General features: G+C 70.8%; 4 protein-coding genes. All 4 read right to left on the reverse strand.

Annotated features, from left to right (window positions below):
- Positions 1-8 precede the first annotated feature (8 nt).
- On the reverse strand, positions 9-713 hold the full coding sequence (locus IF17_RS0110250) for a DUF2470 domain-containing protein (RefSeq protein ID WP_030564369.1): 705 nt from the start codon (positions 711-713) through the stop codon (positions 9-11).
- A gap of 127 nt (positions 714-840) precedes the next feature.
- Entirely contained in the window at positions 841-3,075 is a 2,235-nt protein-coding gene (locus tag IF17_RS0110255; RefSeq protein WP_030564371.1) for an ATP-binding protein, read from the reverse strand.
- A 186-nt stretch (positions 3,076-3,261) separates the two neighbouring features.
- Positions 3,262-8,580 carry a pullulanase-type alpha-1,6-glucosidase gene (gene pulA / locus IF17_RS0110260; RefSeq protein WP_030564373.1) on the reverse strand — a complete coding sequence of 1,773 codons (5,319 nt, stop codon included), beginning with the start codon at positions 8,578-8,580 and terminating at the stop codon, positions 3,262-3,264.
- Positions 8,581-8,665: 85 nt separating this feature from the next.
- Positions 8,666-10,402, reverse strand: a complete 1,737-nt coding sequence (locus tag IF17_RS0110265; RefSeq protein WP_030564374.1) for a carbohydrate-binding module family 20 domain-containing protein — start codon at positions 10,400-10,402, stop codon at positions 8,666-8,668.
- Between the last annotated feature and the right edge of the window lie 25 nt (positions 10,403-10,427).

Consider the following 10,427-nt stretch of genomic DNA (forward strand, 5'->3'; position numbering starts at 1 on the left):
CAACACCCCTACGCAGGAAGCCCGTTGCGGTGGGAGACGCGGCGGGCGGCGGCCAGGAGGGCATGGATTTGCGGGCCCGCCTGGTCGATGTCGGTCACGGGCTTGGGGAAGGGCAGCCGTACGTCGCGGTGGCTGCGCGGGTATTCCAGGCGCAGCGTCACGCCGTACCGGTCCATCGCCAGCGGCACCGCCCGCACCATCCCCCGCTCCGGGTGGGGGCGGACGAGGCGCAGCAGCAGGGGCACGAGCTCGCTGTGGTCGTCGACCAGGTGCGTCAGCATGCCCGCCTCGCAGGCGGCGACCGGGTCGGTCTCGGTCTGCTCCAGCTCTTCGAGGGTGATGAAGGTGCGGCCCTCGGTGTCCTCCAGGACCGCCTGGCCGAACTCCATGCAGGTGGAGCTCTCGGTGTCCGTGCTGTACGGGGCGGCCAGCAGGCCGGTCACCGTGACCCGGGCCCGCAGCCGCTCGCGTACGGGGGTGGGGGCGATGTCCGTGAACTCCAGGCGGGCCGGGACCCGCTCACCGGCCGGGGCGTGACCGCCCTCGGTGGGGGCGTGCAGGTGGATGTGGCCCATCGCCCCCGTGCCGTCCAGGCGGCGGACTTCGGTCTGCACCCCGTCGCTCACCACCGTCATCGAGTGGGCGACGACGAGGATCGACCGGACGCGCTCGGCGCGGGTCGGCTGCGTGGCACGGGCGCTGAAAGGACGCATCCGAGTTCTCCAGAGGCGGTCAGGAACCCAAGCGGTCACTTAGGTATGCCTAACCTAACCCACGATGCGCGGGTCGGGGTAGTCCGCTGCACGGATCGGTCCCCCGCGTCACTCCTGCGGGGTCCCCTCAGAGCTGGAGATCGCTGTGCAGCGCCGCCGCGAGGCCGACCTCCGTGTTGTCCGCCTGGCCCCGCTCGAAGGCGCGCTGGTACGCCTCGTCGCCCACCGCCGCCCGGGCCTGGAGCTCGCAGGTCTCGCGGACCGGGCCCAGCTCCGGCGTACCGCGCTGGGGGTGGCCGACCATCCGCCAGTACGCGTGCCCGGTGCCGTACACCCGGGCGGCCTGGGCCCCCGCGCCCTGGGCGGCGATCGCGGCGGCCAGAATGTCCAGGCCCAGCGCGATGCCGAAGCTGTCCCGGAGCCGGTGCTTGCCCGCGAGCATGGCCCGGGCGTGGACGGCGGAGGCCTCCGGGCGGCCCTGGAGCAGGGCGATCAGGGCGAGCTGGTAGTCGGCGTAGGAGCGGGTCCAGTATTCGCCGCCCCGCTCGCAGGACCGGCGCAGCGCGGCGGCGGCCCGCCCGGACTCGGCGAGCCGGCCGAGCGCGGTGAGCGCGAAGACGGTGATGAGGCGGCAGCGCAGCCGGTGGGCGGACTCCAGGGGCGCGGAGTCCCCGCCGGGCTCGGAGGCGGTGGACTCGGACGCGGTGGGCTCACAGGCGCCGGGCTCGTAAGCACCGGGACCGGAGGCGGCGGGGTCGCGCGCCGTGTCGGTCGCGGTGGCCCGCCGTCCCTCGGGACCCCCGTCCGGAGGGGCCGTCTCCGTCATCCGCAGCACCCGTTCCGCCGCCTCCAGGGCCGCCGCGGGCTCGCCGTTCATCAGCTGGGTGAGGCCGGAGAGGTACGTGGCGCCGAGCATGCCCTCGTCGTCGTGGTCGTACAGCGCGATGGCCGTGCAGAGCGCCCCGTACTTCTCGGCGGTCGCGAAGTCGCCCTGGAGCAGCGCCGCGACGCCCAGCACCCACTGGAGCCGGGTCCGGTGCGGGCCCTCCACCGGGCCGGCGTCCAGGGCCCGTTGGGCGTAGCCGCGGGCCTCCGACAGATGGCCGCAGCAGGCCCAGAAGAAGCCGACCCGGCCGGCCATCTCCTGGGCCCCCGCCACATCGTGGGCGAGCAGGTGGTCCAGGGCGGCGCACAGGTCCAGGTGGGCGTCGGCGACCGTGTGGTACCAGGTGATCTGGTCGGGGCCGGTCCAGCCTTCGTGGGCGCGGCGGGCCAGGCCGAGGAAGCTCTTCGCGTGCCGGTCGGCGGCGGCCCGCTCCTCGCCGAGTTCAGCGAGCCACATGCGGCCGTACTCGCGCAGGGTGTCGAGCATCCGGTAGCGGGTGCCGTCGCGCTGGACGACGGACTGGGCGACGAGCCCTTGCAGCGCCCGGTCCACGTCGTGAGGGGTGAGCGGCCCCCCGGTGCACACCTCGCGGGCGGTCTCCTCGTCGAAGTCCGTACGCAGCACGGTGAGGCGGGCCCACAGGAGCCGCTCCAGCGGGGTGCAGAGCTCGTGGCTCCACCCGATCGTCGTGCGCAGGGTGCGGTGGCGGCGAGGCCAGAGGGAGTTGTCGGCGAGGAGGTCGAGGCGGGAGGCGGTGAGGTCCTCGGCGTCGACCGGGGCGTCGAAGCGGGTCCCGATGCGGGTGGCGAGCTGGGCCACGGTGTGGCGGCCGATGCCCGCGGCGGCCAGTTCGATGGCGAGCGGGATGCCTTCGAGGCGGCGGCAGATGTCGGCGGCGGCCGCCCGGTCCCCCGGCGCGTCGAGCCCCGCCCGGGGGTCGCCCGCGCGGAGCCGGTCCTCGAAGAGCTGGAGCGCGTCGGGGGCGCCGTCCACCGGGAGCGGCTGAATGCGTACGGCGTGCTCGCCCCGGGTGCCCAGCGGTTGCCTGCTGGTGACCAGGACGGTCAGGCCGGGCGAGGTGGTGAGCAGCTCGGCCAGCAGGTGGGAGCAGGGGGCGCGGAGGTGTTCGGCGGAGTCCAGGACGAGCAGGAGGCGCTTGTCGCTGAGCCATTCGCAGAGCGCCTCGACGGGCATCCGCAGGGTGTGGTCCGCCAGCCCGACCGCGTCGGAGACGGTGGGGAGCAGGAGCGCGTCGTCGTAGAGCGGGGAGAGGTCGGCCCACCAGGCACCGTCCGGGTAGCGGTCGGCGGCCGCGCGGGCGGCGCGGAGCGCGAGCCGGGTCTTGCCGACGCCGCCGGGCCCGATCAGGGTGGTCATCCGCCGCGTGGCCAACGCGGTTTCCAGCCGGCCCAGTTCGGCCCGCCTCCCGACGAAGCTGCTCGTCTCATCGGGAAGGAATCCCACCTTGGTCATCATCACCGTCCGGCACGCTGGGGCAGAGGGCGCCGGTGAGCCGGCCGCCCCGGGGCGGGGCGCCTGCCGCACGGACCGGGCCGGTCCCGCCTCCCTCTGCCGGGGAGGCGGGACCGGCCCGGTGGTGGACCAGGACGGCTGTCGCGGCTCCATCGCCGACGTCTGCCGTCACCGTAGTGCCGGTGGGAGTCAGCGCAGGACGAAGACCGCCGCCGTGCGTCCCGGTACGGTGAAACTGGCTGATTTCGCGTCGTACCTGGCTCGTTTGACCGTAAGATCCGCCCCCTTGGCCTGGACCGGGTGCAGGGCGTACGCCTTCCCGACCGGCGCGGCGAGCCGTTGGGTCGCGGTGTCCGGGGTGGCGTTGAGGACGACCGCCAGCTTGCCCAGGCGCATGGTGATCACGCCGGGGGTCTCGTCCTTGCCGGAGAGCGGGAAGGACAGAGCGGACTGCACCTGCCCGGTGGTGGAGAGCGAGAACTCCTTCTCGGTCGTACGGATGGTGAGCAGGTCGCGATAGGCGGCCGAGGCGCCGTCGATCTGGGCGCACTGGGGGGCGATCGTGGCGGAGGCCGTCAGCAGCGGCTTCGCGTACGACCACTTGTCCTGGTTGTCGGCGGCGGGCGGCAGGCCCCGGCCGAAGCCGTTGCCGTCACAGCAGTCCCAGTGCAGGGCGTTGAACCAGTCGCCGCTGTCGTAGGAGTTGCGGTCCAGCGACTTGGAGCGCAGCAGGTCGGTGCCCGCCTGGGAAAGCGAGGGTCCCTGCGACAGGACGGAGGCGGCCATGGCGACCACCTGGGCCCTGGCCCGGCTCTCGGCCGTGGTGGAGACCGGGAGCTTGAAGGCGAGGGTGTCGAAGAGCGTCTCGTTGTCGTGGGCGTCGGAGTAGGCCAGCGCGTCGCCGGGGACGGCCGCGTAACCGGCGGGCGCCCCGTTGTAGTCGACGTCCGAGCCCTTGACCGTACGGCCGGAGGTGTCGGTGAAGGTGTAGTCGGCGAGGTTGCCGGTGAGCCCGACCTTGATCAGGTCCTGGTAGTGCAGCAGCCGGGCCTTCTGCTCGGCGCGGGTCCCGTTGGCGGGCGAGAAGTTGGGGTCGGTGTAGAGGCCTGAGGCGAAGCCCTGGACGCCGGGGTCCTCGTCGAAGGGGCCGCCGCCGCGCACGGCGTCACGGGCCCGGTCGGAGAAGGTCGCGATGCCGGTGCCGGCCATGTTCTTCTGGGTGGCCTGGACGAAGCGGGCGTCGTCCGCGATCTCGCCGAAGTTCCAGCCCTCCCCGTACAGGATGATCTTCTTGCCGTCGACGCCGTCCTTGGCGAGCGTGAGCCGGTCCAGCGCCTTGCGGACCTGCAGGATGTTGTCCTTGGGGTGGTGACCCATCAGGTCGAAGCGGAAGCCGTCGACCTTGTACTCCTTCGCCCAGGTGACGATCGAGTCCACGACGAGCTTGCCCATCATGGTGTTCTCGGGCGCGGTGTTGGCGCAGCAGGTGGAGGTGGCGACGGTGCCGTCCTCCAGGAGCCGCTGGTAGTAGCCCGGCACGATCCGGTCCAGCACCGACTTGTCGTCCTGGCCGGAGGCGACGGTGTGGTTGTAGACGACGTCCATGACCGTGCGCAGCCCGGCCTGGTTGAGGCCCTGGACCATCTGCCGGAACTCGACGGTGCGCTTGGTGCCGTCGGGGTCGGAGGCGTACGAGCCTTCGGGGACGGTGTAGTGGAAGGGGTCGTAGCCCCAGTTGAACCCGTCCTTGGCGGCGGCCTTGCTCACGCAGGCCTGCTGCTCCTCGGAGTCGGGGGCGTAGACGTGCAGGTCGCACGCGGGCTTGGCCCGGTCCTTCTTCTTCTCGGGGATGGTCCCGATGTCGAAGACGGGCAGCAGGTGGACGTAGCTGGTGCCGGAGTCCGCGAGCTTCTTCAGGTGCCGCATGCCCTTGGACCGGGTGTCGGTGAAGGCCAGATACTCACCCGGGTGGGTCGCCGTGCGGTCCGTGATCGAGAAGTCCCGGACGTGCAGCTCCTGGATCTGGGCGTCCCGCAGCGGGGTGGCGGCGGGCTTCTTCAGGCCGGACCAGCCGCTCGGCGCCAGCTTCGGGTCGGTGAGGTCGACGACGAGGCTGCGGGTGGAGTCGGCGGTCAGGGCTGTGGAATAGGGGTCGGTGACCTTGTTGGTGACGAGCTTCTGGACGGTGGGCGCCCAGACGGTGACGGCGTACCGGTAGGGCTTGCCCCGCCAGTCCTTCTTCCCGGTGACCGACCAGACGCCGGTGCGGTCGTCGCGCTTCATCTCGTGCGTACGGCCGTCGAGTTCGAGGGCGACGGCCTGGGCGGTCGGGGCCCACACGGAAAGGGTGGGCACCGACTTACGGAAGACCGGGCCGAGTTCGGCAGAGGCCGCCTTCTTCCCGTACAGGTCGTCCAGGATGCCCGCCGTCTGTACGCCGGTTGCCGCGAGCAGAGCGCCGTTGGCCGCGCGCTGGGTGGCGATGAGCTGGCCGCGCAGGGACTCGCGGACCCGGTCGCGGTCGCGCGGGTCGACGGTGAAGGCCGGATAGTCCTTCAGGTGCGGGAACTTGGCCTTCTGCGCGTCACTGAGCGCGGCCGCGGTGAGCCGCAGCCACTGGCCCTCGTCGGAGAGCGCCCCGCCAACAACGGAGATGCCGCCCTTCTTGGCATACACGAGCTGCTGGCTGGTGGCGTCGGTCGTCTTCACCTTCCAGACGACGGTGTCCGCGTCGATCCACTGCGCCTCGGCCTTGGTCAGGTCTGGGGCCGCGCCCCCACCGACCTGCGGGAGCAGGTAGCCGGGCTTTCCGCCGAGCATCCAGACCTCGTGGCCGTACGTCGCCAGGTCGAGGGACTGGTCGCTGGGGAGGTCCTTCTCGTCACCCTTGTGCAGGATGTAGCTGAGCGAGGTGGCCCCGTCGACGAGCGGCACCTCGAAGGTGACCCCGTACGCGTTCTTCTTCACCGGCATCAGCGGCTTGGCCCAGTCGGTGGGCTCCTTGGCACCGGTCCAGGTGTGCAGCCCCCAGCCGTCGTAATTCCCGTCGGCCCGGTGGTAGTTGAGGACGGCCTTCGTCTTGTCCTGCGGCGGCGCCTCGGGGGCTTCGACCGCCTGCCCGTCCTTGCCCTGCTCGATCCAGACCTGCCCGGTCCCCCCGAGGTCGATGGTCCGCCGCGGCCCGTCCGCCGTGCCGTTCTTCTCGACGGTGTACGGGACGGAGTCCGTGCCCTTCTCCAGGTCGATCCAGGCGAACGCACCGTACGCGTCAAGCCCGATGAACTCGGCTGTCTTGTCACCGGACTTGAGCTGCCAGCCCTCGTAGTCGTCGTCCGCACGCTGGTAGTGGACGACGGCCCGGTCCCGCTCGATCGCGACGGGCTTCGGCGTCGGCGGGGTCTGGCCGGCGGTGGTGGCGGCGAGAGCACTGGAGGTGCGGCCCGCCCGGTCGATGACAACGGCCTTGTAGCGCAGGGGCGTTCCCGCCTTGACGGTCTCGTCAAGATACTGCGTGACCTTGTACGGGGCGTGGTCGGCCGAACCGAGCGTCTGCCACTTCCCGTTGCCCACCTGGGCGGCGAAGACGACCCGGTTGAGCTGCCCGCCGTCCACGTCGGCCGTGATCTCGACGGTGCCGGTGGCGCCGGCGGCCGGGGCCTTCAGCGCGATCGCGGGCTTGGCGGCGGGAGCGCCGAGGGGCTTGTCCGCGCGCAGCACGATGCTGGAGAGGTCGGGCACGGTGACGGTGACCTTCTTGTCCGCGCCACTGCGGACCGCGCCGGAACCGCCGTACAGCGTACGGAAGTTGGTCCCGGCCGACTCGGTGGTCAGCTGGACCTTCTTCGGGGTTGCCGCGTTGTTGGAGGCGACGAGGTACTCGTACGGCCGCTTGGCGTCGATACGGGAGGTGGCGTACACGGACCCCTCTGCATACCGCTCGCTCTGCGCGCCGTCCCGCAGCGCCGGGTGCTCCTTGGTGAGCTTCGCGAGCCCGGCGATGGAGCGGTAGATCGGGTGCTTCGTGTCGTACGCGTCCGAGGCGTGGGTACGGTCGGTGCCGAGCTGGTCGTCGTCCAGGTAGTCGGCGGTCTGCGAGGCGAAGAGGGTCTGGCGGGAGTCCTTGTCGCCGCCCGCGCCGGTGAAGCCCTGCTCGTCGCCGTAGTAGATCACCGGGTTGCCGCGGCCGAGGAACATCAGCTCGTTGGCGAGCCGGGCCCGCTTCAGCAGCTCCGCGTCATCGGCCTGCGGGTTGTCCTGCTTGAGGAAGGTCCCGATGCGGCCCATGTCGTGGTTGCCGAGGAAGGTGACCTGCTCGTAGGCGTTGGCCTTGTCCGTGGTGTAGCGGTAGTCGTTGCCGTACACCGAGGCGAGCCGGTCCGCCGGGGCGCCCTGGGAGGCGAACTGGCGGGCGGCCTCCTGGAAGGGGAAGTCGAGCGTCGAGTCCAGGCGGCCCCGCGTGACGTACGGCGAGGTGATCGCCGGGTCGGCGGAGTAGACCTCACCGAACATGAAGAAGTCGTCCCGGCCCCGCTTGGCGGCGTACGCGTCGAGCGCGGTGGCCCACTGGGTCCAGAAGTCCAGGTCGACGTGTTTGACCGTATCGATGCGGAACCCGTCGATATCGAAGTCGCGGACCCACTTCTCGTAGATCTTCTCCATGCCCTTCACGACCTCGGGACGCTCGGTCCACAGGTCGTCGAGGCCGGAGAAGTCGCCGTACTCGTTGGACTCGCCGGCCCACGTCGAGTCGCCCCGGTTGTGGTACATCGTCGGGTCGTTGAGCCAGGACGGGACCTTCTTCTCCGTGCCGGCGGTCTGCACCGGGGTGTACGGGAAGGAGTCCTCGTCCACCTTCTTGACGCCGTCGCGGTCGTCGAAGGGGCGACCGGTGCTGTCGAGGTAGGGGAAGGCGCCCTTGGGCTTGTAGCCGTAGGCCTTCTCCGCGTAGTCGACGGTGTCGGCGGTGTGGTTGGTGATGACGTCGAAGAAGACCTTCATGCCCTTGGCGTGGGCCTTGTCGATCAGCTTCTCCAGGTCGGCGTTGGTGCCGAAGTGCGGGTCGACCTCGGTGAAGTCGGTGATCCAGTAACCGTGGTAGCCGGCCGAGGCGTCCTTGCCGGTGCCCTGGACGGGCCGGTTCTTGAAGATCGGGGCCATCCAGATGGCGGTGGTGCCGAGGCCCTTGATGTAGTCGAGCTTCTGGGTCAGGCCCTTGAGGTCGCCGCCTTGGTAGAACCCCTTGTCGGTGGGGTCGAAGCCGTGCTCCAGGCGCGAACCCTTCAGCCCGCCCCGGTCGTTGGCGGTGGTGCCGTTGGCGAACCGGTCCGGCAGCACGAAGTAGAACTGCTCGCGCGTGAGGTCGTGCCGGGCTGCCTCCTTCGCCAGTTTCGCGTCGGACGGCGGTGCGGGCGGTCGGGGCGATGCGGCGGCGGTGGCCGCAGGGACGACGGGCAGCAGCGCCACGCAGAGCGCGGCGATCACCCCTCGCCTGAGGGTGGTTGTGGACACGAGAGGGGTGCTCCTCGGCTGGTGTGGCAGGAGGGTTGGCTGTGGGCCGGAGGCAGCGCGCCTCCGGCCCACGGGGAGCTACGGGTCAGCTGCGCCAGACGTCGGCGGTCAGCGTGACCTTTCCGGAGGTCGGGACGGTGGCGGTGCGGTTGGCGCCGCTCTCCCAGGTGACGTTGCCTTGTCCGTCCTTGCGGAGGTACTTGTACGCGAACGACGTCCCGGCGGGCAGGTTCACGTCCAGCTTCCAGACGGGGTACGTGGCCGGGTCGAGCTTCAGGGCGGCCGCCGGGTTCCAGTTGCCGAGGGCGGCCTGGTCACCGGTGACGTAGATGTTCTGGCCGAGCTGGGTGGTGGCGTTGACGCCGAAGGAGGCGCCGGACTGGCCGTTGCCCGGCCCCGGGTCGGGGTTGGAGCCGCCGCCACCGGAGCACGTACGGGCGTTGGCGTGCAGGGCCACGGCCGTACCGGCGCCGAGCGTGGCGGTGAACTGGCCGGAGCCGTTGACCGTGACGCCCCGGCCGCTCTGCACGTCGCAGTAGTCACCGGCCGGCAGCGAGGTCTGGAAGGTCCGGGTGAGCGAGGAGCCCTCGTGGTTGATGGCCACGTACGCCTTGTTCCCCCGGCCGAAGGCGATCTGGTCGGCGCCGTTGTCCCACCAGTTGGTGACGGCCTGGCCGCGTGCGGTGTTACGGAAGCCGACCATGGAGGAGATCTCACGCCAGTCGTGCTGGCACTTCCAGCCGTCGGCGTAACAGGCGTTCACCTGACCGCCGTTGGGAGGCCCGGCGTCGTGGTTGCTGAACTCGTAGCCGGAGTGGACGTCCGGAGAGCCGTAGGGCCAGGCCAGCATGAAGACGTTGGCGAGGGTGTAGGCGGAGCCGTATCTGTAGTTGAGGGTGTCGCCGCCGCGCTCGGTGTCGTGGTTGTCGACGAAGACACCGGACTTCCCGGACTCCATGAAGCCCCAGCCCTCGCCGAAGTTCTTCAGGTGGGCCAGGTTCTCGTTGAGGAAGACCTGCTTGAGGCTCCGCCCGTAACGGAACTCCTGGACGTCTCCGCTGCCGAGGTACTCGGAGGGCGAGACGGCCTCGCCGGCCCCGTAGATCGCCTCGTGCTTCCAGTAGACGTTCGGGTTGGTGAGCCGGGTCTTGATGTTGGCGAGGTCGGCGGCGGGCATGTGCTTGGCCGCGTCGATCCGGAAGCCGTCGACGCCGAGCGAGAGCAGGTCGTTGAGGTAACCGGCGATCTTGCCGCGTACGTAGTCCTCGCCGGTGTCCAGGTCGGCGAGGCCGACCAGTTCGCAGTTCTGGACGTTGGCGCGGTCGTTGTAGTTGGTGATCTGGGCGCGGCAGTCGTCGAGATCGCTGCCGGAATAGAGGCCCGGATAGTCGTACTTCGTGTACGACGAGCCGCCGGTGCCCGTGCCGTTGCCCGCCGCCATGTGGTTGATGACGGAGTCCGCGATGACCTTGACCCCGGCCGAGTGACACGTGTTGACCATGGCGGAGAAGGCGGCGCGGTCCCCGAGGCGACCGGCGATCTTGTAGCTGACGGGCTGGTACGACGTCCACCACTGGCCGCCCTGGATGTGCTCCTGGGGCGGCGAGACCTGGACGTAGCCGTAGCCCGCCGGACCGAGGGTGTCCGTGCAGGCCTTGGCTATGGAGGCGAACTTCCACTCGAACAGCACGGCGGTGACGTCCTTGTCGCCCGGAGCGGCGGCCTGCGCGGGGGACGCGGTGCCGAATCCGGTGGGGATGACAAGAGCGGCAGCGGCGCCGGCCACGAGGGCGAGCGCGGCAGACAGGGGTCTGCGTGCCATGTCTTTCCTCCTGCGGGGGTGGGGG

This window comes from Streptomyces cyaneofuscatus, assembly GCF_000718135.1.
Lineage (GTDB): Bacteria > Actinomycetota > Actinomycetes > Streptomycetales > Streptomycetaceae > Streptomyces > Streptomyces cyaneofuscatus.